The organism is Lentzea cavernae (assembly GCF_014653695.1).
Lineage (GTDB): Bacteria > Actinomycetota > Actinomycetes > Mycobacteriales > Pseudonocardiaceae > Lentzea > Lentzea cavernae.
This window is the reverse complement of the sequence record NZ_BNAR01000007.1, coordinates 50,011-73,699: the sequence shown is the minus strand read 5'-3', so window position 1 is coordinate 73,699 and position 23,689 is coordinate 50,011. Positions and strand designations below refer to the sequence as shown.

Below are 23,689 nucleotides of genomic sequence, written 5' to 3'. Positions count from 1 at the left end.
ACCCCGATGGGGTGTCCGGCATGCGGAGAGCGGCCGCGTTGCCGGTAGCCTTTCGCGTGAGGAAAGTAGTCCCACCAATTGGGGACTGACACCTGGGAGGTGTGTGGATGCGGCTCGCAGTGATCCCAGGAGACGGGATCGGGCCCGAGGTCATCGCTGAGGCCCTGAAGGTTCTCGGTGAGGTCGTTCCGGCGGCCGAGATCACGCGTTACGACCTCGGCGCGGCGCGCTGGCACGCCACGGGAGAGTTGTTGCCCGAGTCGGTGCTCGGTGAGCTCCGCCAGCACGACGCGATCCTGCTCGGCGCGGTGGGCGACCCCTCGGTGCCGAGCGGAATTCTGGAGCGGGGCCTGCTTCTGAGGCTGCGCTTCGAACTCGACCACCACGTGAACCTCCGCCCGGCTCGTCTCTACCCCGGTGTCCGCAGCCCGCTCGCGGACCCGCCGGAGATCGACATGGTGGTGGTGCGCGAGGGCACCGAGGGCCCGTACGCGGGCAACGGCGGCCTGCTCCGCAAGGACACGCCGCACGAGATCGCCACCGAGGTCTCGCTGAACACCTCGTTCGGCGTCGAGCGCGTGGTCAGGGACGCCTTCGCACGTGCGTCCAACCGCCAGCGCCGGCACCTGACCTTGGTGCACAAGACGAACGTCCTCACGCACGCCGGCTCGTTGTGGTCGCGCGTCGTGGAGGAGGTCTCGCTGCAGCACCCGGACGTCACCGTGGCCTACCAGCACGTGGACGCGGCGACCATTCACATGGTCACCGACCCGGGCCGTTACGACGTGATCGTCACCGACAACCTGTTCGGCGACATCCTGACCGACCTCGCCGCCGCCGTCACGGGCGGAATCGGCCTGGCCGCGTCGGGGAACATGGACGTCACGAGGCGCAACCCGTCGATGTTCGAGCCGGTGCACGGTTCGGCGCCGGACATCGCGGGCCAGGGCATCGCCGACCCGACGGCCGCCGTGCTGTCGGTCGCGCTGCTGCTCGACCACCTCGGTGAGCACGAGTCGGCCCGCCGGATCGAGGCCTCCGTGGCCTTTGATCTGGCGACCAGGGACCACCAGTCGCCTGGGGCCACCTACGCCATCGGCGACCGTCTCGCGGCACTCGTGTCGTCGAACGTGCGCACGGGCTGAGTTCTGCCAGATGTTTCGAAGCCCGGCCGGAGCTGCTCCGGCCGGGCTTCGGCGTTTCTCCGCGTCGTGCGTCAGAGCTGGCCGTTGGCCTCACGCCACGCGCGCTCCTTCTGGATCCACTCGTTGTCCTGCGGGAACTCGTCGATCGTCGGCACGCGGCGGATCTCGGTCTTGAACCCCGGTCCGGTCATCGGCATGCGCTTCGCCCACTCGACCGCCTCCTGGATCGAGGCGACGTTCAGCAGGTAGAAGCCGTTGAACAGCTCCTTGGTCTCGCCGTACGGGCCGTCCGTGACGACCGGCGGCTCCTGCGAGTAGTCGACGACGACGCCCTCGGACACGTCGGAGAGGCCCTCGGCGGCCAGCAGCACACCGGCGCGGATCAGCTCGTCGTTGTACGCGCCGACCGTCTCCAGCATCTTGTCGAAGTCGAACTCGCCCATGTTCTCGAAGGCCTCGTCGGTGGCGCGCATGATCAGCATGTACTTCACGGTGTGTCTCCCTGTGGGTCTCGCTCGTTGACGTCCAGAGGTCGAACGGGCGTGGTGCCGGATCGACATCACACCCGAAAAATTTCCGAACTTCCTGTTTTCGCAGGTAGGGTCACTGAAGTCGTGCGTGGGGGAAGTCCGGTCGAAGTCCGGCGCTGACCCGCAACGGTAGGCCCCACCTCTGTGGGGACGAGCCCGAATACCCGCGCACGGTGCCCAGCACCTCCGATTCCGCCGTGGACTGCGGGAAGGACCCAGTGATCTCCAAGATCAGCGCGCTCATCGGCGTGCTCGTCGTCAGCATCGTCGCGGGCGTGGCCCTCGGCCCCGTCTCCGTCCCGTTCGACGTCACCGCCGAACTGCTCTGGGAGGCGATCCGCGGCGGCACGATCCCCGCGGACCTCGTCGGCCAGTACCACATCGTCTGGGACATCCGGCTGCCCCGAGTCCTGCTGGCCGCGGTCGTGGGCGCGGGGCTGAGCACGGTCGGCGTCGCGATCCAGGCCATGGTCCGCAACGCGCTGGCCGACCCGTACGTCCTCGGCATCTCGTCGGGCGCGAGCGTGGGTGCGACGGCCGTGGCGACGCTCGGTGTCCTGTCCGGTCTCGGCGTCTACGCGCTGTCGGTCGGGGCGTTCGTGACGGGTCTCGGTGCCACCGCCCTGGTCTACATCACCGCGCGCACGAGCCGTGGGCTCACACCGTTGCGACTGGTGCTGACCGGGACCGCGCTGGCGTACGGGTTCTCCGCCGTGGCGATGCTGCTGGTGTTCCAGGCACCGCACGGGGAGGCGGCGCGGGCGGCCATGTTCTGGTTGCTCGGCAGTCTGGGCGGTGCGAGCTGGACGTCGTTGCCGATCGCCGCCATCGCGACCGTGCTCGGCATCGCCTACCTGATGACCAGGGCCCGTCAGCTCAACGCGCTGGCCATGGGGGACGAGACCGCGACGACGCTCGGCGTCGGAGTCAACCGGTTCCGCACCCACCTGTTCATCGTCACCGCCGGCATCACGGGCGTGCTGGTGGCGGTGAGCGGCGCGGTGGGTTTCGTCGGGCTGATGCTGCCGCACCTCACGCGCATGGTCGTGGGCGCCGACCACCGCAAGGTCCTCCCGCTCGCACCCCTCGCCGGGGCCTCGTTCCTGGTCTGGGTCGACGTGGCCGCGCGGATGCTCGCGGCGCCGGAGGAGCTGCCGCTGGGCGTCATCACGGCCGCGATCGGCGTGCCGTGCTTCATCTTCCTCATGCGCCGCAAGACCTACGTGTTCGGAGGACGTTGATGCGCGTCGACATCGACCAGGTCACCGTCCGCGGCATCATCACGGACATCACGCTGCACGCCTCGAACGAGGTCGTCGGCATCGTCGGCCCGAACGGCAGCGGCAAGTCGACGACGTTGCGCTGCGTCTACCGCGCGCTGAAACCCGACTCCGGCGCCGTGCTGATCGACGGCGAGAACGTCCACAAGCGACAGCACATCGCCCGCGACCTCGCCGCGCTCAGCCAGGAGTCGCAGGTCGAGTTCGACTTCACGGTCGCCGAGGTCGTGGAGATGGGACGCCTGCCGCACGAACGCGACTCCGCCCGCGACCGCCGCGTGGTGGGCGAGGCACTGGACACAGTGGACGTCTCCCACCTCGCCGGCCGCAGCTTCCTCAGCCTGTCCGGCGGCGAACGCCAGCGCGTGCTCATCGCCCGCGCGATCGCCCAGGAACCCCAGGTGCTCGTGCTGGACGAGCCCACCAACCACCTCGACATCCGCCACCAGCTCGAGGTGCTCGCGCTGGCGCGAAGCCTGGGCATCACCGTGCTCACCGTCCTGCACGACCTGAACCTCGCCGCGTCCTACTGCGACCGGCTGCACGTGCTCGACGAGGGAAGGCTGGTCGCCTCCGGCACACCTTCGGAAGTCCTCGTCCCCGAGCTGATCGCCAAGGTCTTCCACGTCAGCGCACACGTGGTGCGACACCCGACCACAGGAGTGCCCCAACTCCTGTTCGACCAGGAGGTCACCCCTTGAGAACCGCACTCGTCACAGCCGCCCTGCTGCTCGTCTCCGGCTGCGGCGCCACGGTCGCGAAGGACCCTTCCGCGTCCGACCCGGTGACCGTCACGAACTGCGGCCAGCAGGTCACCTTCGACAAGATCCCGTCCAAAGTGGTCACGAACGACACCGGCATCACCGAGATGATGTTCGCGCTGGGCCTGAAGGACCGGATGGCGGGTTACGTCGTGAACGGTCTGAAGACGGTCGACGTGCAGACCTCGCCGTGGAAGGCGGACTTCGAGAGCGGCAAGCACCTGTCCGACAAGATCTCCAAGGAGGTCGTGCAGGGCGTCAACGCGGACCTGGTGTTCGCCGGCTGGAACTACGGCTTCAGCGAGAGCACCGGCTTCACCCCGGACGCGTTGAAGGAGCTCGGGATCGGCAGCTACCTGTTGACCGAGGCGTGCCGCAACGGTGTGGGGAAGCAGCGCGGCATCATGCCGGCGCTGGACGCGCTGTACACGGATCTGCGCAACCTGGGGAAGATCTTCCGGGTCGAGGCGAAGGCCGAGGAGCTGATCAAGGGGTACTCCGAGCAGATCGCCCGTGCGGGGAAGCTGATGGAGGGCAAGCCGCGGCCGAAGGTGTTCCTCTACGACAGCGGGCAGGACCAGCCGTTCACGTCCGGGAAGAACGCGGCGCCGCAGGACGTGATCTCGCGGGCCGGTGGGGACAACCTGTTCGGGGACCTGAACGACAGCTGGACGACGGTGAACTGGGAGACCGTGGTGCAGCGGAACCCCGACGTGGTGCTGATCGTGGACTATGCGGACGGTGAGGCGAACACGCCTGAGGAGAAGCAGCGGTTCCTGGAGAGGTTCGCGCCGTTGGCCAACTCGCCTGCGATTCAGGGAAAGCGGTTCTTCTCGTTGCCGTACGCGGCTTTGGTGGAGGGGCCTCGGAACGCGGCTTCGATCGAGGCGTTCGCGAAGTTCCTGGCCGGGGCCTGAGCTCCTGGGTGTCATCGCCCGGCGGCAGTGGGCACCGCGCGGGTGGGCTTGCGGTAGCTGGTCGCGGTTCCAGCAGGGTGGTCGCCTTGCGGCCCCTCTGGCCCTGAAGTCACGAGCGTGAACCCGTGACCAGATAGTGGGAGATTTCCTCCCGTCGCTTGGTACGCCGTGCTGAGCTGTGGCAGCATCCCGGTCATGGCTCAGTTCACCGCCACCATTATTGACGAGCGCGTCGGGTAGCTGCCGCCCCAGGCACCCGACGCGCAGACCTCTCGCATCCCGCGGGGGGTCTTTTTGTTTGCCCTGATGAGGAGATGACTCCGATGGCCGGCCCCAGCGACGAGTTCCACGTCTACGACACGACGTTGCGCGATGGAGCACAACGTGAGGGCATTTCGTACTCCGTCACGGACAAGCTCGCTGTCGCGCGGTTGCTGGACGGGCTCGGCGTCGGGTTCATCGAGGGCGGCTGGCCCGGCGCGTTGCCCAAGGACACGGAGTTCTTCGCGCGGGCGGCGGCCGGGGATCTGGAACTGAAGCACGCCAAGCTGGTGGCGTTCGGGGCGACGCGCAAGGCCGGGGTCAAGGTCGAGGACGACCCGCAGGTCAGGGCGTTGCTGGAGTCGCAGGCGCCGGTGGTGACGCTGGTGGCCAAGTCGGACCTGCGGCACGTCGAGCGGGCGTTGCGGACGGACGCCGACGAGAACCTGAAGATGGTGCGCGACACGGTCAGGTTCCTGAAGGAACATGGGAGGCGGGTCTTCCTCGACGCCGAGCACTTCTTCGACGGGTACGCGTTCTCGCCGGACACCAGCCTGAAGGTGCTGGAGTCCGCTGTGGAGGGTGGCGCGGACGTCGTGGTGCTGTGCGACACGAACGGCGGGCAGTTGCCGCTCGGGCTCGCGGAGACGGTCGCGGAGGTCGTCGAGAAGACGGGTTTCCGTGTTGGAATCCACTGCCAGGACGACACGTCCTGTGCTGTGGCGAACACTCTCGCGGCCGTTCAGGCGGGCGCGACGCACGTTCAGTGCACCGCCAACGGTTATGGCGAGCGAGCGGGTAATGCGGACCTGTTCGCCGTCGTGGGAAACCTCGTGACCAAGCTCGGCATGGAGGTGCTCCCGACCGGGGCGCTGGCCGAGCTCACCCGTGTCTCCCATGCGTTGGCCGAGATCGCGAACATCGCACCCGACACCCACCAGGCTTATGTCGGGTCGTCAGCATTCGCCCACAAGGCGGGTCTGCACGCGAGCGCGATCAAGGTGGATCCGGAGCTCTACAACCACATTGTTCCGGACACCGTCGGCAACGACATGCGGGTGCTGGTCACCGAGATGGCCGGTCGGGCGAGCATCGAACTCAAGGGACGTGAGTTCGGGCTCGACCTGGCCGGCCGGGGGACCGAGGTCGGGAGTGCTCTGCAGCGCGTCAAGGAGCTGGAGGCGAAGGGCTGGTCGTTCGAGGCGGCCGACGCCTCGATGGAGCTGCTGCTGCGCGGCGAGCTGTCCCAACTGGACACTCCTCCCTTCACGCTGGAGTCCTACCGGGTCGTGCTGGACCACCGGTCGGACGGCGAGATCGTGTCCGAGGCCACGGTCAAGGTGCACGTGGCGGGGGAGCGGGTCATCGCGACCGCCGAGGGCATCGGGCCCGTGCACGCCCTGGACGCGGCGCTGCGCAAGGCGTTGTTGCCGCACCTGTCCTGGTTGGACACCGTCGAGCTGGCCGACTACAAGGTGCGCATCCTCACCGAGCACCCCGGTACGGACGCCGTGACGCGCGTGCTCGTGGAGTCGACCGACGGCGAACGCGAGTGGACGACGGTCGGGGTGCACGGGAACATCGTCGAGGCTTCCTGGCTTGCACTGTGTGACGCATTGGTGCACAAGTCGATGCGTTCCAGCTCACACATCTAAGGTGTAGTACGTGCGTATTGCCAGGATCGCTCATCCCGCAGGCGTGGCCTTCGTCGAGGTTCAAGGCGACGAAGCCGCGGAAATCGCCGAACACCCCTTCGGCACGCCCACGTTCACCGGCCGGAAGTGGCCGTTGGCCGACGTGCGGCTGCTCGCTCCCATCCTGCCGACCAAGATCATCGGTGTGGGGCGGAACTACGCGGACCACGCGAAGGAGCTCGGCAACGAGGTTCCCGCGGAGCCGTTGCTGTTCTTCAAGCCCAACACGTCGGTGGTCGGCCCGAACGTGGAGATCAAGCTCCCGGCCGTGTCCGAGCGCGTCGACTTCGAGGGCGAGGTGGCCGTCATCATCGGCCAGCCGTGCCGCGACGTGCCGCGCGCGAAGGCCACGAGCGTGATCATGGGTTACACCATCGCCAACGACGTCACGGCGCGCGACCTGCAGAAGAAGGACGTGCAGTTCACGCGTGCCAAGGGTTTTGACACGTTCTGCCCGTTGGGTCCCTTCATCGAGACCGAGTTCGACGCGTCCGACGTGCGCCTCGTCACCGAGGTCGACGGTGAGGTGAAACAAGACGGTCGTACTTCTTCGATGGTGCACGACATCCCGTCACTCGTGGAGTACGTCTCCCACATCATGACGCTGCTGCCGGGCGACCTGATCCTGACCGGCACCCCGGCGGGCGTCGGGCCGATCAGGGCCGGACAGACGGTCTCCGTGACTGTGGACGGCCTCGGTACGCTCACCAATCCGGTCGCAAATAGGTAGCCGTACGGAGCAATCCGGCGTCCGGCAGTTCACGCACCCGGGTACCCACGAGTAACTTCCCGGTGTCATGACGGACCCGGCGTGCACCCGTGTGTTGCTGGTCGACGGTTCGCAGCTCATCACCGAAGGGCTGCGGATCTCGCTGCACCGCACGCACTGCTTCCGCGTTGTGGGTATCGCCCACACCGTGGCCGACGCTGCGCGGAGTCTGAGGGGCACACCGGTGGACCTGGTGGTCACGGACTTCGACGTGCCGGGCGCCGGGCCGCTGCGCACCGTGCGGGACACGGCGCAGTACCGGCCTGGCGCCCCTGTCGTCGTCCTGTCCAATGCGGACAGTCCGAGCTGGGCCCGCGCGGCGCTCGACGCCGGCGCGGTGGCCTACCTGCTCAAGACCTCGCCCGTGGCCGAGCTGTTGCCGCTGATCGCGGCCGCGGTGCGAGGTGCTCCCGCCACGATCGACGCGCGAGTCGGATCACTCGCGCGCCTGCCGTCGCGGATGCCGCCGCCGGCGTCGCTCGGCCGGCTGTCGGCGCGCGAGTTCGACGTCCTGGCCGAGATGGCGAAGGGCATGGACAACGCGCGCATCGCCCAGCGGCTCTTCATCAGCAACGACACCGTGAAGACCCACGTGAAGGCGATCCTGCGCAAGCTGGGCGCCCGTGACCGCGCCCACGCCGTGGCGATGGTGCTCGGCGAGTCCTCCGAGGCGTTCGTCACGACCTGACAATGGTCTGCGGGTCCCTCCGCGCGAAGTCGGGCGCGTGCTCGGGACGCGGGCCGATCGCGACCACGTAGGCGGGGACGGCCTGCAGGAACGGCAGTTTCTGGGCGATCTTGAGCGGCAACGGCATGCCCGTGCTCGACACCGTCTCGGTGCTGTTGAGCTTGCGGCCGAGGAACAACCTGTGGATCACCCGCTGCACGGTCTGGATCACCACGGTCGGGAACAGCCTGCGCCCGCGCACCTTCGCGAGCGTCGCGCCCGTGACCCGGCCCTCCCGCAACGGCTTCGCGAGCACGGTCGCGGCCGCCACCGCGTCCTGCACGGCCAGGTTGATGCCCACGCCGCCGACCGGTGACATCGCGTGCGCCGCGTCACCGATGCACAGCAGTCCGTCCACGTGCCACTGGCGCAACCGGTCCAGCTTCACGTCGAGCAGCTTCACCTCGTCGAGGTCCGTGATGTGACCGACCCTGTCCGCGAGCCACGGGACGAGCGTGACGACGCGCTCGCGGAACTTCTCGATTCCCTCGGCGCGCACGGCCTGGTCCGTTCCCTTGCGGATCAGGAAGGCGCACTGGAAGTACTCGCCACGTGGAATCAGCACGAGCGCACTGCCCGAGCTGAACCTGCCGGCGCCACCCTTCACGGCGTCGCTTTCCTTGCGCGGCAACCGGAACCACCACACGTCCATCGGCGCGCCGAAGCTGTAGACCGGGAGTTCCACGGCCGCGCGCAGGATCGAGCTCCGCCCGTCCGCCGCGACGACGAGGTCGGCGGCGAACTCGCCCTCGTGCCCGTTGACGCGGTCCCGGTACTTCACGCCCGTGACCCTGTTGCCGCTCTTGGTGATCTCGGTGACCTCGGTGTTCATCCGCAGCGTGAACGTCGGCTCGAGCCTGCCCGCGTCCGCCAGCAGGTCGAGGAAGTCCCACTGCGGCACCATCGCGATGCGCTTGTTCGGACCGGGAAGCCGCGACAGGTCGGCGATCGTGGCCTTCGCGCCGCCGTCGAGCAGCGCCTCGATCTTGTCGACGTCCTGGTGCGGGACCTGCTCGAAAGCCGGACCGAGCCCCAACTCGTCCAGCAGCGTGAGCGTCGACGCGTGCACCGTGTCGCCGCGGAAGTCGCGCAGGAAGTCGCCGTGCTTCTCGAGCACCGTGACCTCGACGCCCCCGCGGGCCAGGAGCAGCCCCAGCACCATCCCGGCAGGTCCGCCGCCGACGACGAGACAGGTTGTCCTCTCCATGGTGATCCCCTCTTTTCAACTCATGTTGAATTAAGGCAAGCATGCTCGTGATCGCCAGGTGCGTCAAGCCGTGTTCGCAGTGGCGTGGCTCTCGTTCGGGGCCGTCCAATGTGGACAGTCTGGCGGGCCAGGCCTCGAAAAGGTTGCGGTTGGGGCGAAATGTCGTTGTGCGGTCTAAAGTGTCGCGCTCGCGGAACGGTCCGGCCGCGCGGAGGTCGTTGCCCCGCCGAACAACACTCGACTGGGCGATTGCGTCTGGCGCCCGGAGGAGTCTGACTGGTTCGTTCGGGGCCTCAAGGTCCGCTTGATCGTGCAAGGACCTGTAGGAATCACCTCGTTAGCCGAATCGGACGAGGGCCCCTCGCACCTAACCTTCCGGGGTGACAACTGCGTCCCCGACTTTCACGCGTAAGAGAACCGGCGAGATCCGCGCTGTGTGCCTGGACGTCGACGACACACTTGTCGACTACAGCTCTTCTTCGCGAGCCGCGTTGGCCTCGATGGTCGGTAACGCCGACGCCTGGTCGTTGTGGCAGCGGATCACAGACGACCACGTCTCCCGCCAGCTCGCCGGCGAGCTCCAGTACGAGCACATGCGCAACATCCGCACCCAGGCCTTCTTCGCCGCGCTCGGCGAGGAGCTCTGCCTGGAGGAGGCCACCCGCCGCGAGCTGGGTCGCCAGGAGATCCTCTCGGCGAGCTGGTGCCTGTTCCCGGACGCGATCCCGATGCTCGACTGGCTGCGCGCCACGGGCCTCCCGATCGCCGCGATCAGCAACGCGTCGGGCCGCCACCAGCGCATGAAGATCGCCCAGCTCGGCCTCGCCGAGTACTTCGACGCCGTGCTCATCGCCGGGGAGGTCGGCTGCGCCAAGCCTGACCGCGTGATCTTCCACACCGCGTGCCTGGCCCTGGGCGTCTCGCCCGGCGACACCGTCCACGTGGGCGACCGCCTGCACGCCGACGCCATCGGCGCGCGCGACGCCGGAATGCACGGCGTCTGGATCAACCGCATCGGCCCGACCGGCGGCACGCTGCCCGCGGGACTGTCGTCCATCACGACGCTCGCGGAACTGCCGGAGCTCCTCGTGTGCGAGCTCTCCACCGCGCACGCCTGAGATCGACCTCGAGACCGGCCCTCACCTGCGCTTATGCGTGTAGGTGGGGGCCGATTTCACTTCTGGTGGGGGCGTGGTCTAGTATTTCTCACGGCAGCAACGAGGACCTCGGAACTCCTTCGGAGAGACGAAGTCGATCGTGAAAGCCAATGGGGTATGGTGTAATTGGCAGCACGACTGATTCTGGTTCAGTTAGTCTAGGTTCGAGTCCTGGTACCCCAGCTGCTGCGGAAGAACTGCTCTCGGGTAAGCTTCTGGAGCTGCTGAAAATGCAAGACACAGCAGTAGGTAAGAAAAGAACTGAATAGCCGGATTTGGACCGGGCAGAGCGATCTGATAAGGTTCACACCAGCAAGAAGTTCTAGGGCCCCGTCGTCTAGCGGCCTAGGACGCCGCCCTCTCAAGGCGGTAGCGAGGGTTCGAATCCCTTCGGGGCTACAGAGGTGGGAGAGGCCTGTCTGCGGAGAACGCAGACAGGCCTCTTTCGCTTTTGTCCTCTGGGGGCCGAGCTTCCAGACCCCCAGCCGGCGGGCTCCGCCCCCGGACCCCCGGAGTTGATGTGCCCGATGGGTCTGGTTGGCGCTTCGCTTCGCTCGCGAATGTGTGTGGGACTTCGCTTCGCGTCAGCCGGGTCAGGTGAGTCCTGAATTGGGTCGCTGTCTATTGCGATGTCTTGGGGATCCTCATCTGTGGCTTTCCTCTCCTCTCTAGGTCGCTAAGTCCACGTCGTCTCTTCGTGGGCATTCATGGCACAACTTCGCTGTCTGCTTGGCCCTCTTTGACGCGCCATGCTTCTGGCTGGCGTTGGGCCGTGTGGCGGGTGTCTGTTGAGACGGGTTGTGTGGCGTGTCGGGTGGGTGGGGCGGCGTGTCGGGGGTGGCATGCGGAAGGCCGCCCTATCCGGAGGGTTAGGGCGGCCTTGGGGTGTGGTGCTTTAGAGGCGGCTTTGCAGGGCCTCGGCTGCTGCTAGTAGGTCTGCGGCCCAGCGGGCTCCTGGGCGGCGGCCCATGCGGTCGATGGGGCCGCTTACCGAGACGGCGGCCACCACGGCGCCGGAGGAGTCCCTTACGGGGGCTGAGACTGAGGCGACGCCTGGTTCTCGTTCTGCGACGCTTTGGGCCCAGCCTCGGCGGCGGACCTCCAGGAGGGTGCGTTCGCCGTAGACGGCGTCGGCCAGGACTGCCCTTTGGGTGCCTGGGTCTGACCACGCGGCCAGGACTTTGGCGCCTGAGCCCGCTGTCATGGGGAGCCTTGCGCCGATGGGGACCGTGTCTCTGAGGCCGGAAGGGGGTTCGGCTGAGGAGATGCAGACGCGTTGCATGCCGTCGCGGCGGTAGAGCTGGACGCTCTCGCCTGTGATGTCGCGCAGGCGTGGCAGGACTGAGGAAGCCGCGTCCAGCAACGGGTCTGTCGCGCCGCCTGCCAGTTCTGCCAGGGCCGCGCCTGGGCGCCAGCGGCCGTCGGAGCCCCGGCGCAGCAACCGGTGCACCTCGAGGCCCACGGCCAGGCGGTGTGCGGTCGCTCGCGGGAGGCCTGTGCGGTTGCACAACTCGGCCAGGCCACAAGGATCTTTTGCTACGGCGTTCAACACGGCCACTGCCTTGTCCAGCACGCCGATCCCGCTATGCTGTCCCACAAGCCGATACTAACTTCCCAGACAGTGAGAAGTCCAGATCTGTCGGCGCGTCCATGATGTGGGAGATGTCGCGATGAGCCGCACGCTCGCGGAGAAGGTGTGGGAGGCACACGTTGTGCGCCACGGAAGTGGTGCGGAGCCGGACCTGCTCTACATCGACCTCCACCTGCTGCACGAAGTCACCAGCCCCCAGGCGTTCGACGGTCTGCGCCTCGCGAACCGCAAGCTGCGCAGGGCCGATCTCACGATCGCCACCGAGGACCACAACGTTCCGACCGTCGACATCGACAAGCCGATCGCGGATCTGGTGTCGCGCACGCAGGTGGAGACGCTCCGGCGCAACTGCGCGGAGTTCGGCGTGCGGCTGCACCCGATGGGCGACTTCGAGCAGGGCATCGTCCACGTGGTCGGCCCGCAGCTCGGCCTCACGCAGCCGGGCATGACGGTGGTGTGCGGCGACAGCCACACGAGCACCCACGGTGCGTTCGGTGCACTGGCGTTCGGCATCGGCACGTCCGAGGTCGAGCACGTGATGGCGACGCAGACGTTGCCGCTGCGCCCGTTCAAGACGATGGCCATCAACGTCAACGGCGCGCTCGGTGAGGGCGTCACGGCGAAGGACATCATCCTCGCGGTCATCGCGAAGATCGGAACCGGTGGCGGGCAGGGTTATGTGCTCGAGTACCGCGGCGACGCCATCGAGGCGCTGTCGATGGAAGCGCGCATGACGGTCTGCAACATGTCGATCGAGGCGGGCGCGCGCGCCGGCATGATCGCGCCGGACGACACGACGTTCGACTACATCCTGGGCCGCGACCACGCTCCGTCCGGCGCGGACTGGGACGAGGCCGTCGAGTACTGGCGGACGCTGCGCACCGACGACGACGCGACGTTCGACGCCGAGGTGCACATCGACGCGGCGGACCTCACCCCGTTCGTCACGTGGGGAACCAACCCCGGCCAGGGACTGCCTCTGGGTGCGAACATCCCCGACCCCGAGAAGATCGCGGACGAGAACGAGCGCGTGGCCGCCGAGAAGGCGCTGACGTACATGGGCCTCGAGCCCGGCACGCCGCTGCGCGACATCCGCGTGGACACGGTGTTCCTCGGCTCCTGCACCAACGGGCGCATCGAGGATCTGCGCGCCGCGGCGGACGTCATCAAGGGGAAGCACGTCGCTTCAGGAGTACGGATGCTGGTCGTCCCCGGTTCGATGCGGGTGCGCAAGCAGGCCGAGGACGAGGGCCTGGACAAGGTCTTCCTCGACGCGGGCGCCGAGTGGCGGCAGGCCGGCTGCTCGATGTGCCTTGGCATGAACCCGGATCAGCTCGCACCCGGCGAGCGCAGCGCGTCGACCTCCAACCGCAACTTCGAGGGCAGGCAGGGCAAGGGCGGCCGGACGCACCTCGTGTCCCCGCTCGTCGCCGCCGCCACGGCCGTGCGCGGCACCCTCTCCGCCCCCGCAGACCTGGAGGTCTGAGTCATGGATGCCTTCACCACCCACACGGGCGTCGGCGTGCCGCTGCGCAGGTCCAACGTGGACACCGACCAGATCATCCCGGCCGTCTACCTCAAGCGCGTGACCCGCAGCGGGTTCGAGGACGGGCTCTTCGCCGCCTGGCGCGGTGACGAGCACTTCATCCTCAACCAGGAGCCCTTCAAGGCGGGCAGCGTCCTCGTCGCGGGCCCCGACTTCGGCACCGGGTCCTCTCGGGAACACGCCGTCTGGGCGTTGATGGACTACGGCTTCCGCGTCGTCATCTCGTCCCGGTTCGCGGACATCTTCCGGGGCAACTCCGGCAAGCAGGGACTCGTGGCGGCGCAGTGCAGCCAGTCCGATGTCGAGCTGCTGTGGAAGGTGCTGGAGTCAGAACCCGGCACGCCGGTCACCGTCGACCTCACCGACAAGACCGTTCGCGCCAAGGACTTGGTAGCCCCGTTCGAGATCGACGACTACACCCGCTGGCGCCTTCTGGAAGGCCTCGACGACATCGCTTTGACGCTGCGCCACGAGGCCGAGATCAGCGATTTCGAGGGCAATCGCCAGACTTGGCTGCCCACAACGGATCCGCTTCCGGCGGTCTGAGAGGGGGCCGGATTCTCCCCTTGAGAGGGGCGAATCCGGCGCCTCCCGTCCCTCGAAGGGGCGCAATTAGCCACGCCACAACGAAAAATCTGGCGTGGCGATTGGTATTTCTTGCGTTTTGGGCCTACCGTTGCGTTCTAGTCGGCCCGACGCTTATGGGCCGTGAGCGTCCTGGGAGGGACTGAAGGTGAACAAGGCCCAGCTCATCGAGGCGCTCGCCGAGCGCCTCGGAGACAAGAAGACCGCCGGTGCTGCTGTTGACGGGCTCGTCGATGTGATCGTGCGCTCCGTCAACAAGGGCGAGAAGGTCAACATCACGGGCTTCGGCGTCTTCGAGAAGCGTGCCCGTGCGGCCCGCACGGCGCGCAACCCGCGCACCGGCGAGACCGTGAAGGTCAAGAAGACCAACGTGCCCGCGTTCCGCCCCGGCTCGACGTTCAAGGACGTCATCAGCGGCGCGAAGAAGCTGCCGAAGGCCGTTGCCGCCAAGGCCGCCGCGAAGCCCGCCACCGCCGCTGCCGCCGCGAAGCCCGCGGCTGCCAAGGCTCCGGCGACCAAGGCCGCGACGACCCGCGCGACGACCACGACGCGCACCCGCACGGCCGCGGCCGCCACCAAGGCGCCCGCGACCCGTCGCACCACCACGGCCGCCGCGGCGAAGCCCGCTGCTGCCAAGGCGCCTGCGAAGGCGACCGCCACGAAGGCCGCCGCCACCAAGACGGCTGCTGCCAAGGCTCCGGCCAAGCGCGCCACGGCCGCTGCCAAGCCGGCCGCTGCCAAGACGACGGCTGCTGCCAAGCCCGCGGCGAAGACCGCGGCTGCGAAGCCGGCTGCTCGCAAGACGGCTGCCAAGAAGAAGTGAGACGGGCCTCCTGAGGGAGGCTGCGTCACTTCAGAACCACGCGGAAGGCCCCGGTGTGCGCACACCGGGGCCTTCCGCGTGTCCGGGGAGAGGTCGTCGACGAGGTCGTTGGCCTGCAGGAAAGGCGCGCGAGAGGGTCGCTGAGATGGTTGGGGTGCCAGGGAGGCGACCCGGGCGGCCGGGGAGTCCACTGGGGCAGTGGGGAAGCGCGCGAAGGCGCTGAGGAAGCGCGGTAGGCGTGGTGAGCAGTTCACCGCAGAGCGTGTGCGGACGAGCTCGGAGAAACGTTCCCGAGTCGCGTCTCAGAATTGCGGAACCGGTCGCGCCGATTGCCGCACGGCCTTCCCGGCACTCCTCCGGAGACCTTCCGCAACCCCTCTGCCCACCAGTAGAAATAACGCCGACGCGCCTGCGAACACCCCCGGCACAAGCGAAACCGCCGCCCTCCCGCCCGACTTGGTTGCCAGAGGCGAACTTTCGTCGGAGCGGGAAGACGGCGGCTGGGAACGTCTGAGAACTGCCTTACGGACGCGGCAGTGCCGAGGCCAGGTAATGCGCCGACACCAGCGTTGGCCAGCGCGAAGGCGAGTCCGAAGTGGACCAGGTGCCGAACGGCCTGGTGAAGGCGAGCACCCAGGTGCTGCCCTTCTTGCAGGGGATCTCGTCGAGGCGCAGCCCGCCCATTTCGGCCAGCGACTGCACGACCGACGGGATCACCCCGCCCTGCGACGAGACGACGGCCCGGCCCTCTTGAGCGGCGACCTCCAGCAGGCGCACGAGACCGGCGTCCGGGTCGGGCCAGTAGCCCTCCTCCGACAGGCGGTGCTCCTCGACGACGTCCACGTCCAGGTCCTCGGCCACGCCCCGCACGGTGTCCGCACAACGCACCCTGGGCGCCGTGTGGACGCGCACAGGCGCCCACAGGGGCAGCAACGTGCGCAGCGCCGCGGCCTGGCGCCAGCCGGCGTCCGAGAGCGGGCGGAGGTCGTCGTCGCCGTCCCACTCGGACCGCTTGCCGGCCTTCGCGTGCCGCACCAGCACGACCAGCAGCAGGTCTGCGGGCAGGCGGGCGAACTCCTCCAGCACCTCGCGGTCCGGTTCGTAGGTCAGCAACGAGGAGGCCTCGGCGACCGGCAGCCACCGCAGTTCGTCGACTTCCTCGTTGGCCGCGAAAGAACCGGAAACAGCTTCGGCGGCGTAGTAGTCGACGGTCTTCGGCACGCCCTTCACCGAATAGGAGACCTGCCGCAGATGGCGGCCGAGCACGCAGGAGAAGCCCGTCTCCTCGTGGATCTCCCGCACCGCGCAGGCGGGAATCGTCTCCCCGTGGTCGAGTTTGCCCTTCGGCAGGGACCAGTCGTCATAACGCTGGCGGTGCACGACCGCGACTTCGACGTCTCCGCCGGCATCGCGCCAGAGCACCGCCCCAGCAGCTTTGATCACCCAAGAGCTCCGTGCTTGTGCAGCAGTTCCATCTGGTGGTCCCGCACGGACGAGCCGTCCGACGGCGAGGCTTCCCATTCTCCGTCAGAACGGAGCACCCAGCAGCGCGTGTGCGGGTCGAGCGCGGAGTCGAACATGTCGCCCAGCTGCTTCATCAGGCGCGGGTCGGCGACGTTCAGGGCGACCTCGACGCGGCGGTCCAGGTTGCGGTGCATCATGTCCGCGCTGCCGATCCAGTACTCGTTGGCGGCGACGAAGTGGAAGACGCGCGAGTGCTCGAGGAACCGGCCCAGGATCGAGCGCACCCGGATGTTCTCCGACAGTCCCTTGATGCCCGGCTTCAACCCGCAGATGCCGCGCACGACCACGTCGACGGGCACGCCGGCCTGCGACGCCCGGTACAGCGCGTCGATGACCTGCTCGTCCACGAGCGAGTTCACCTTGATGCGCACGCCCGACGGCTCACCCGCCTGCGCCCGCTCGATCTCCAGGTTGATCCGGTCCACGATGCCCTTGCGGACGCCGTAGGGAGCGACCATCAGCGAGCGGTACTCGTCCTGGCGCGCATAACCCGTGAGGACGTTGAAGAGGTCGGTGAGGTCCGCACCGATCGTCGGTTCGGCGGTCAGGATGCCGACGTCCTCGTACAACCGCGCCGTCTTCGGGTTGTAGTTGCCGGTGCCGATGTGGCAGTAGCGCCGGATCGTGGAGCCCTCCTGGCGCACCACCAGCGACGTCTTGCAGTGCGTCTTCAGGCCCACCAGGCCGTAGACGACGTGCACGCCCGCCTTCTCCAGCGCCCGCGCCCACTTGATGTTCGCCTGCTCGTCGAAGCGCGCCTTGAGCTCCACCAGCGCCACGACCTGCTTGCCCGCCTCGGCCGCGTCGATCAGCGCATCCACGATGGGCGAGTCGCCGGAGGTGCGGTACAGCGTCTGCTTGATGGCGAGCACGTGCGGGTCGGCCGCGGCCTGCTCGATGAAGCGCTGCACCGACGTCGAAAACGAGTGGTACGGGTGGTGCACGAGCACGTCGCCCTCGCGCAGCGTCGCGAACACGCTCTTCGGCGTCTCGCGCTCACCGAACGCCGGGTGCGTCGCCGGCACGAACGCCGGGTCCTTCAACGTCTTGCGGTCGATGCCGTAGAGCTGCCACAGGCACGACAGGTCGAGCAGACCGGGCACGGTCACGACGTCGTGCGGGTCGACGTCCATCTCCCGCAACAACAGTTCGAGCATGTGCTCGGTCATGTCGTCGGCGACCTCCAGGCGCACCGGCGGACCGAACCGGCGGCGCGCGAGCTCGCGTTCGAGCGCCTGCAACAGGTCCTCGTCGCGGTCCTCCTCGACCTCGAGGTCCGCGTTGCGCGTCACGCGGAACGCGTGGCACTCGATGACCTCCATGCCGGTGAACAGCTCGCCCAGGTGCGCGGCGATGAGCTCCTCGAGCGGCAGGAAGGTCGCGGACGACGACGACCGGTCCGCCTCGACGCGGACGAGACGCGGCACGTTGTCCGGCACCTTCACGCGGGCGAAGCGCTCGCCGCCGCCCTCGGGATCGCGCACGGTCACCGCGAGGTTCAGCGACAGCCCCGAGATGTACGGGAACGGGTGCGCCGGGTCGACGGCCAGCGGCGTCAGGACCGGGAAGACCTGCTCGCTGAAGTAGTTGGAGAGCCTCAGGCGGTCGTAGTCCGTGAGGTCGCCCCACGTCACGATGCTGATCCGGTGCTCTTCCAGACCGGGCCTGATGTGGTCGAGGAACGCGCGGGCGTGCTGCTCCACGAGCTCCTGCGAGCGCTTGAAGATCGCGATGAGCTGTTCCTGCGGCGTGAGCCCGTCCGCGCTGCGCACCGAGAGACCGGTCTCCGCGCGCCGCTTCAGCCCCGCGACCCGGACCATGTAGAACTCGTCCAGGTTCGACGCGAAGATCGCGGAGAACTTCGCGCGCTCCAGCAGCGGCTGCGACGAGTCCTCCGCCAGCGCGAGCACGCGGGCGTTGAAGTCCAACCAGGACAGTTCACGGTTGAAGTACCGGTCGTCCGGGAGGTCCGTGGGCAGAGCGCTCGGCGTCACCGCGGGCGGCGCCGAGGGGACGCTCCGCGTGGGCGCCACGGCCGGTGGCTGCTCCCGTTCGACCTTCGCCCGTGCCGTGGAGGCCCGCCTGGTCGCCGCGCGTGGCTCCCTCTTCGGCGTGGCCGCACGAGGGGTGGCCGCTGCCTTGCCGCGCGTCGAGCGGCGTCGGGAGGGGGTCGCCTTACCGTCGTTGTCGTCCTTGCTCACGTCACGCATTGTGTCTCACTATTGCCGTGAGCGCCCCTAACCAGGACGTCCGTCTGGTGAACTCCTCGTCACAGAACAGGCATGCGAAGAGCGGTGACGGCTCCGTCAGGGCTACGTTCGAGGGTCACCCTCTGGCCCGGACGCAGCATCCGCCAACCACCCGCCGTGACGGCTTCGGCACTCACGTCGACGAGAACGCCGTCATCTCGGAGGACGGTCGCGGAACCGTCGCTGTTAAAAGTAGACACAGTCGCCTGCACGGAGCAGAACCCTAGACGTTCGTCGCTACTGGCCTGCTCCGGCGCGCTGCCAGGGTCGATGCATGAAGGTCATCACCACGATCACCGCGGCGACCCTGTTGGCCTTCACCACGGCAGGCCTGGCTTCGGCGGCTTCCGCCGAACCCAGAACTCCGGTGGTGGACGAACCACGACTCCAGGCGGCGGCCAAGAACGTTCGCCTGAAAGCCTCACTTCCCGGTACCGAACGGGCCATCTCGATCGCGTTCGCCCAGTACGGCAAGCGCGACGTGGCGTTCGTCAGCATGGAGACCGGGCTCAAGACGTTCGACGTCTCCGACCTCGACTCCCCGAAGCTCCTCGACCACCTCACCAAGGAGGAGCTGGCGCTGCCGGGCGACGACCCGACGAAGCGCTTCTGGGAGAACGAGGACATCAACGTCGACCCCAAGCGCAAGCTCGCGTTCCTGGCGCGGGAGGTCAACTCGTTCGGCCGCGCGCTGCCCGGCGACCGCCCGACCGGCAACTACATCGTGTCCGCTGTGGACCCCGCCGACCTCAAGGTGCTCAGCTTCCACAGGCAGAACACCGGTCACACGAGCACCTGCGTCAACGACTGCTCGTTCCTCTGGGCGGCCGGGCTGGACAGGTCGGACGCCAAGACCGGCCGGATCTTCGTGACGGACATCCGCGATCCGAAGACCCCGAAGGAACTCCCGGTCTCCGTCGACGTCCGCGGCAAGGCGGGGGAAGGGAAGATCACGCACGACGTCCAGGTCGACGCTCAGGGAATCGCCTGGGTGGCGGGCGACGACGGCACCCGCGGCTACTACACGCAGGGCTGGCACCGAGACCCGTTGAGCGGCAAGTACCGCGAGGCCAAGGCGTGGGATCCGGTTCCGTACGCGGGCGGCGCGGTGCCGAAGGCGGACATGCCGACCTCGTTCACGCACAACTCGTTCCGCCCGGTCGGCCGCACGCTGCTCGACGGTCCGCTGCCCACGCGGGAGAACCCGCCGGGCTCGTTGCTGCTGCACACCGAGGAGGCGTTCGGTTCTCCCACCTGCAAGACCGAGGGCCGGTTCGTCATCTCGTCGTTGAAGGGCACGCACGACGGTGAGGGCTGGGGCGAGACGCCGAAGGAGATGAAGACCGTCGGCATCTGGAGCCCGGACGACCAGGAGGGCACGATCCCGGGCGACGTCACGTGCTCCGCGCACTACTTCGACGTGCAGAAGAGGATCGTGGCCTACTCCTGGTACAACCAGGGCACCCGGTTCCTCGACATCTCCAACCCCGCCAAGCCGATCCAGATCGGGTACTGGCGGCCGGACACCGCGACCTCGTGGGCGCCGTACTGGCACCGCGGCACGGTGTTCGTCGCGGACATCTCGCGCGGGGTCGAGATCCTGCAACTGGAGAAGGGCGCGTACGACGCGCAGGCGAGCGGCACTCCCGTGACGCTCACCGCGCACCACGCCAGGGAACTGGCCAGGGAGAGCGACCGGGAACCCGTGCCGCTCGCCCCGAACCCGTTCTACGGCTGGGCCTGCCCGATGGTCGCGAGCCGCGACGACTCGGACTGCGGCGTGGGAGCCTGCGGCGCACCCTGCTGAGAGACGCCGTCCTCGACGGCGGTCTTCGCGCGCTGGCGGGTGATCACGCGCCGGCCGAGGTTGATCATCGGGATCTCCACGGTCGAGTAGAGAACGCTCGCCAGCGCCAACCCCAGTGCCGTGACCACGACGGACTGACCGAGGCCGGACAGGTCGGGCCAGAAGAACGCGATGACGGTCGCGGAGATCGTCTGCACCAGGTAGAGCGAGTACGAACGCTCACCGACGAACTGCATCGGCTTCGTGGACAGGAAGGTCGTGGCCGGTCCGGGCGCGACCATCGCGGTCAGCAGCACCGCCGTCGCGAGCGCGTACACCGGGATCACGAGCACGTGACCGGCGATCCCGCCGATGCCGTCGAGGAGTCCGGCGATCGGCTTCACGCTCATGTGCACGCAGACGAACCCGATCGCGACGAGGACCTGCGCGACCTTGCTCGTGAGCGGCCGCAACAGCGCGAACCCGCGCGGGCTGTGCAACGCGATCGCGAGCAGCACACCGGTCAGGATCGAGAAGTAGTGCAGCGGCCAGCCGGGGTTGCTGTGCGACGCGGTGAAGTTCACGACCACGAGCGCGAGCAACATGCCCAGGGCGGCGGCAGCGGCGCGGCGTCGCAGCACGACGGTGCCCAGCGCGATCGCCACCAGCGGCCAGACCAGGTAGAACTTCTGCTCGATGCCCAGCGACCAGGACTGGCCGAACGGGCTCGCGCTGGCGAACTCGTTGGTGAACGTGAGGAAGTACGGCAGCGCGGAGCCGATGCCGTTGCTCAGGAACGTGCCCGCGACCGCGGACGCCACGACCGTGACGAGCAGCAGCACGAAGTACACCGGCAGGATCCGGAACCCCCGCCGCAGGTAGAACTCACGAAGGGAGATCCGGCCCGTCCTGCGCTCCTCGCGCAGCATCAGCGTGGTGATCAGGAATCCGCTGAGGACGAAGAACATCTGGACGCCGGCCCAGCCCTGGAGCCAGTCGGGGCCGCCGTAGTGGAAGAACACGACCAGGACCGCGGCTATGGCGCGCAGGCCGTCGAGTGCGGGAAAGCGGCGCAGCGCCAGGTAGTCGGCGTGCGTCAGTGAACTCATGCAGGTACACCTCAGGGGAACGCGTCGGGGAACGACGTCGGGGGGATACGTCGTCTGGCGTAGGGGGATACGGATGTAAAGGTGCCCGGGTTCCCCCTTGCGTTGCCCAAACCAACACTTTCGTGTTGTTCGTCACTGCGTCAGCAGGCGGGCAAAGGGGAAAGTCCGGTCAGCGGGGTGGAAGCCGCTCGGTGTTCAGGCGCGATCGTGCCCAGCCCTGAGCGCGCACAGCCGGTGCCCTCCGGTCCAGACGGACGCCGCGCCGTCCGGCAACCAGCCGGGTTTCTCGTACTTCCCGTCGACGAGTACGGCAGCACTGTCCGGTGTGTGCAGTGCGAGTTCGTGCACGCCCGCATCAGCAGGCGGACAACGCGGACAGCTCCGACAGCGGAGCGGCGGCCGCGACGCGCCAGCCCTGCTGCGTCAACGCCCCACCGTGGACTTCCAGCCAGTACGAACCTTCGGACGTGTGCATGGTCGCGCCGCTGCGCATGTCCGTGACGTACGACGATTGCGACTGCCACGACACGAAGTCGCCGCTGACCCGCGGGAACACGATGCCCTCGCCCCTGGGTGCGGACCTGATCCCGGCCAGCTCACGCGGTTCGGTCCAGCCTTCGCGCCAGCCGCGCAGCTCGTCGCCCTGCGTCCACACCACCGTGCGGCCGTCCGACGCCACGCTGTCGCCGGGTGTCGCGTTCGCCAGTTGACCGGGAACGGCGCCCTCGGCGCGGAACTTCCCGTCCTGCAGCCAGATGACGGCATCGCCCAGGAAGACCGGCCTCTTGCCGGGGCCGACGACCCTGTCCTTCTTCTTCGCCAGGTCGTAGACGTGCACGCCGAGGCTGTCCGACCAGGCGGCCTTGCCGTTGTGCACCACGGCACCGCTGTCGCCGATCCGCACGGGCGCGCCGTCGTTGCGCGAGTCCCACGCGTAGGTCGTGGTGGTGTGGTTCGCGGGGTTCGGTGTCGTGGAGAACGTCACCCAGCGGCCGTCGAACTCGACGCCGAACAGTTGCCCGTCGTTCTGCACGGCCATCACCTGCTGGCGTTTGCCGTGGTCGTGCAGCACCAGCTCGGTGGTCCTGTTGCGCGTCGTCTTCACCAGCGTCGTGCCGGCGTCCTCGTTGGCCGCGACGACGATGACCTTCTCGTGCGAGCCGGCCTCGGTCCTGTTGCGGGACAGCCGGTCCTTCCAGTCCTGGGGCAACGCCACCTGGCACGTGCTCAGATTGCTCTCGGCCGTGTAGTCGGACGGACGGTCGATCGGATAGGCGGCGACACAGCCCGCGACGGCCGTGACGCCCGCCAGCGCGATGAGCGCTCGCATCAGTCTCCCAAGTCGTGATCACCCCGGTGACCCGGAAGACGCGCGGGGACTGCTCAGGTTGTCCAGGCGGGCAGGGCGTTCGCGGTGCGGGTGCCGAGACCGAGCGCGTTCGCCAGCCGCAGGTCTTCTTCCGTGTCCACGTCGCAGCGCAGCGACGGCCACGGCCCGATCAGCGCGGCGGCACCGGAGACGCGGTGGTGCCCGGCCGACCCGACGCCGAACCTCGGGTCCAGCTGCCCGCCGGGTGCGGCGAGGAGCAGGGTCGTGCCGGTGCCCTGGCGGTCCGGGACGAACGCGCGACGGCCGGCCGCGGCGTCGAGCGCGGCCCGCAGCTCGGCGGACCTGAGCGCGGGCAGGTCGGCCTGGAGCGCGCCGACGCGGGACGACCGGAGCGTGCGGGCGCCGTGCCGCAGCGCCGCGTTGAGCCCGGGCTCGGCGGGCTCGGGCAGCGACTCGACGCCCAGTGCGGCCATCTCGGACGCGACGGCCGGATCGGATGTGATGGTCACCACGCGCCGGACCCCCGGTGTGGCGATCGCGGCGCTCACCGTGTCGAGGGCGAGCGCGAGCGCCAGGGCGGCGTGGGAGACCGGATCTCCGCCGGTCGCGCTGGTCAGCCTGGTCTTGGCCCTGTCCAGCGTCTTGACCGGAACCAGGAGGTCGACTTCGTCTCGCACCTCGTCATAGTCCACGATTCG

At 68.3% G+C, this 23,689-nt stretch carries 21 protein-coding genes, 2 tRNA genes and 1 riboswitch; of the genes, 14 read left to right on the top strand and 9 right to left on the bottom strand.

The genetic code is table 11. The features are described from left to right. Positions 1–107: 107 nt before the first annotated feature. Complete coding sequence (locus tag IE307_RS23285) at positions 108–1,145, top strand: 3-isopropylmalate dehydrogenase (protein WP_191301032.1); 1,038 nt, start codon at positions 108–110, stop codon at positions 1,143–1,145. 71 nt (positions 1,146–1,216) lie between these two features. On the opposite strand, the gene IE307_RS23280 is transcribed toward IE307_RS23285, so the two are convergent. Continuing rightward, a complete protein-coding gene (locus IE307_RS23280) occupies positions 1,217–1,636 on the bottom strand; it encodes a YciI family protein (protein ID WP_191301030.1) in 420 nt (139 codons plus the stop codon). Between the two features lie 77 nt (positions 1,637–1,713). After that, positions 1,714–1,863, top strand: a riboswitch (cobalamin riboswitch). A 30-nt stretch (positions 1,864–1,893) separates the two neighbouring features. Between IE307_RS23280 and IE307_RS23275 the strand changes: the two genes are divergently transcribed. From IE307_RS23275 to IE307_RS23250, 6 genes are all read left to right on the top strand, one after another. After that, on the top strand, positions 1,894–2,916 hold the full coding sequence (locus IE307_RS23275; protein ID WP_229904999.1) for a FecCD family ABC transporter permease: 1,023 nt from the start codon (positions 1,894–1,896) through the stop codon (positions 2,914–2,916). Then, a complete protein-coding gene (locus tag IE307_RS23270) occupies positions 2,916–3,656 on the top strand; it encodes an ABC transporter ATP-binding protein (RefSeq protein WP_191301026.1) in 741 nt (246 codons plus the stop codon). The genes IE307_RS23275 and IE307_RS23270 overlap by 1 nt, the downstream gene beginning before the upstream one ends. Continuing rightward, on the top strand, positions 3,653–4,633 hold the full coding sequence (locus tag IE307_RS23265) for an ABC transporter substrate-binding protein (RefSeq protein ID WP_191301024.1): 981 nt from the start codon (positions 3,653–3,655) through the stop codon (positions 4,631–4,633). The genes IE307_RS23270 and IE307_RS23265 overlap by 4 nt, the downstream gene beginning before the upstream one ends. Before the next feature lie 323 nt (positions 4,634–4,956). Beyond that, a complete protein-coding gene (cimA, locus tag IE307_RS23260) occupies positions 4,957–6,549 on the top strand; it encodes a citramalate synthase (RefSeq protein ID WP_229904998.1) in 1,593 nt (530 codons plus the stop codon). Between the two features lie 10 nt (positions 6,550–6,559). After that, complete coding sequence (locus IE307_RS23255) at positions 6,560–7,318, top strand: fumarylacetoacetate hydrolase family protein (RefSeq protein ID WP_191301020.1); 759 nt, start codon at positions 6,560–6,562, stop codon at positions 7,316–7,318. 67 nt (positions 7,319–7,385) lie between these two features. Further along, positions 7,386–8,045: a response regulator transcription factor gene (locus IE307_RS23250; RefSeq protein WP_191301018.1), complete on the top strand. Its 660-nt coding sequence runs from the start codon at positions 7,386–7,388 to the stop codon at positions 8,043–8,045. Here IE307_RS23250 and IE307_RS23245 read toward each other — a convergent pair. Next, positions 8,035–9,291, bottom strand: coding sequence for an FAD-dependent oxidoreductase (locus tag IE307_RS23245; RefSeq protein WP_191301016.1), 1,257 nt, complete (start codon positions 9,289–9,291; stop codon positions 8,035–8,037). The genes IE307_RS23250 and IE307_RS23245 overlap by 11 nt on opposite strands. Before the next feature lie 380 nt (positions 9,292–9,671). On the opposite strand from IE307_RS23245, the gene IE307_RS23240 reads away from it, so the two are divergent. The 3 genes from IE307_RS23240 to IE307_RS23230 all read left to right on the top strand — a co-directional run bounded on the left by IE307_RS23240 (position 9,672) and on the right by IE307_RS23230 (position 10,847). Continuing rightward, positions 9,672–10,409 carry an HAD family hydrolase gene (locus IE307_RS23240; protein WP_229904997.1) on the top strand — a complete coding sequence of 246 codons (738 nt, stop codon included), beginning with the start codon at positions 9,672–9,674 and terminating at the stop codon, positions 10,407–10,409. A gap of 150 nt (positions 10,410–10,559) precedes the next feature. After that, positions 10,560–10,631 (top strand) — tRNA-Gln (locus IE307_RS23235). A 143-nt stretch (positions 10,632–10,774) separates the two neighbouring features. Then, a tRNA-Glu gene (locus IE307_RS23230) sits at positions 10,775–10,847 on the top strand. A gap of 496 nt (positions 10,848–11,343) precedes the next feature. Here IE307_RS23230 and IE307_RS23225 read toward each other — a convergent pair. Next, positions 11,344–12,045: an IclR family transcriptional regulator gene (locus tag IE307_RS23225; RefSeq protein ID WP_177221282.1), complete on the bottom strand. Its 702-nt coding sequence runs from the start codon at positions 12,043–12,045 to the stop codon at positions 11,344–11,346. 73 nt (positions 12,046–12,118) lie between these two features. Between IE307_RS23225 and leuC the strand changes: the two genes are divergently transcribed. The 3 genes from leuC to IE307_RS23210 all read left to right on the top strand — a co-directional run bounded on the left by leuC (position 12,119) and on the right by IE307_RS23210 (position 14,993). Continuing rightward, positions 12,119–13,525 carry a 3-isopropylmalate dehydratase large subunit gene (gene leuC, locus IE307_RS23220; RefSeq protein WP_191301013.1) on the top strand — a complete coding sequence of 469 codons (1,407 nt, stop codon included), beginning with the start codon at positions 12,119–12,121 and terminating at the stop codon, positions 13,523–13,525. Positions 13,526–13,528: 3 nt separating this feature from the next. Beyond that, entirely contained in the window at positions 13,529–14,131 is a 603-nt protein-coding gene (leuD, locus tag IE307_RS23215; protein ID WP_191301011.1) for a 3-isopropylmalate dehydratase small subunit, read from the top strand. 187 nt (positions 14,132–14,318) lie between these two features. Then, positions 14,319–14,993 (top strand): HU family DNA-binding protein, encoded by a 675-nt coding sequence (locus IE307_RS23210; RefSeq protein WP_191301009.1) that lies wholly within the window; start codon positions 14,319–14,321, stop codon positions 14,991–14,993. A 522-nt stretch (positions 14,994–15,515) separates the two neighbouring features. Here the strand turns inward: IE307_RS23210 and IE307_RS23205 are convergent. Both IE307_RS23205 and IE307_RS23200 read right to left on the bottom strand, forming a co-directional pair. Continuing rightward, on the bottom strand, positions 15,516–16,433 hold the full coding sequence (locus IE307_RS23205; RefSeq protein ID WP_229905037.1) for an NUDIX hydrolase: 918 nt from the start codon (positions 16,431–16,433) through the stop codon (positions 15,516–15,518). Continuing rightward, positions 16,433–18,727 (bottom strand): RNA degradosome polyphosphate kinase, encoded by a 2,295-nt coding sequence (locus IE307_RS23200; protein WP_191301005.1) that lies wholly within the window; start codon positions 18,725–18,727, stop codon positions 16,433–16,435. The genes IE307_RS23205 and IE307_RS23200 overlap by 1 nt, the downstream gene beginning before the upstream one ends. 313 nt (positions 18,728–19,040) lie before the next feature. Here IE307_RS23200 and IE307_RS23195 point away from each other — a divergent pair, with 313 nt between their 5' ends. Then, on the top strand, positions 19,041–20,573 hold the full coding sequence (locus IE307_RS23195) for an LVIVD repeat-containing protein (RefSeq protein WP_191301003.1): 1,533 nt from the start codon (positions 19,041–19,043) through the stop codon (positions 20,571–20,573). Here IE307_RS23195 and IE307_RS23190 read toward each other — a convergent pair. The 4 genes from IE307_RS23190 to cofC all read right to left on the bottom strand — a co-directional run bounded on the left by IE307_RS23190 (position 20,495) and on the right by cofC (position 23,668). Then, positions 20,495–21,661 (bottom strand): acyltransferase family protein, encoded by a 1,167-nt coding sequence (locus IE307_RS23190; protein WP_191301001.1) that lies wholly within the window; start codon positions 21,659–21,661, stop codon positions 20,495–20,497. The two genes, IE307_RS23195 and IE307_RS23190, sit on opposite strands and share 79 nt — an antisense overlap. 195 nt (positions 21,662–21,856) lie before the next feature. Beyond that, positions 21,857–22,009 (bottom strand): hypothetical protein, encoded by a 153-nt coding sequence (locus IE307_RS23185; RefSeq protein WP_191300999.1) that lies wholly within the window; start codon positions 22,007–22,009, stop codon positions 21,857–21,859. A gap of 7 nt (positions 22,010–22,016) precedes the next feature. Continuing rightward, entirely contained in the window at positions 22,017–22,991 is a 975-nt protein-coding gene (locus IE307_RS23180; protein ID WP_191300997.1) for a hypothetical protein, read from the bottom strand. A 53-nt stretch (positions 22,992–23,044) separates the two neighbouring features. Next, positions 23,045–23,668 carry a 2-phospho-L-lactate guanylyltransferase gene (gene cofC, locus IE307_RS23175; protein ID WP_191300995.1) on the bottom strand — a complete coding sequence of 208 codons (624 nt, stop codon included), beginning with the start codon at positions 23,666–23,668 and terminating at the stop codon, positions 23,045–23,047. Positions 23,669–23,689: the final 21 nt, after the last annotated feature.